This window comes from Brevibacillus sp. MCWH, from assembly GCF_013096935.1.
GTDB lineage: Bacteria > Bacillota > Bacilli > Brevibacillales > Brevibacillaceae > Brevibacillus > Brevibacillus aydinogluensis.
Map to the genome: position 1 here is coordinate 1 of NZ_SDLF01000147.1, position 456 is coordinate 456.

Below are 456 nucleotides of genomic sequence, written 5' to 3' on the forward strand. Positions count from 1 at the left end.
GTCCTCAAGTGTTGCTAACTCGTCTTCTGTCAAAGTTTGTGGTGGATATACAGCGATTGAGTCACCACTATGCACACCAGCACGTTCAATATGTTCCATTATTCCTGGAATAATGACCGTTTCTCCATCACAAATCGCATCAACTTCAATTTCTTTACCAGTTAAATATCTATCGACTAGTACCGGATGTTCCGGACTCGCTTTTACAGCCTGGGTCATATAGTTTTCTAACTCTTTGTCATTGTCTACAATTTCCATTGCGCGACCACCTAATACATAAGAAGGTCTTACTACAACCGGATATCCGATTTCTGCAGCATTCGCTAATGCTTCCTCAGGTGATGTAGCTGTTTTCCCTTGTGGCTGTGGCACGTTAATTTTTCTTAATAGTGCTTCAAATTCTTTTCTATCTTCAGCACGATTTAGATTTTCTAGTGAAGTACCAAGTATTTTAAC

At 39.9% G+C, this 456-nt stretch carries 1 protein-coding gene; it reads right to left on the bottom strand.

The features are described 5' to 3' along the window. The coding region (locus tag ETC00_RS19800; RefSeq protein ID WP_171567751.1) for an ATP-binding protein at positions 1–456 on the bottom strand (456 nt) is incomplete at both ends.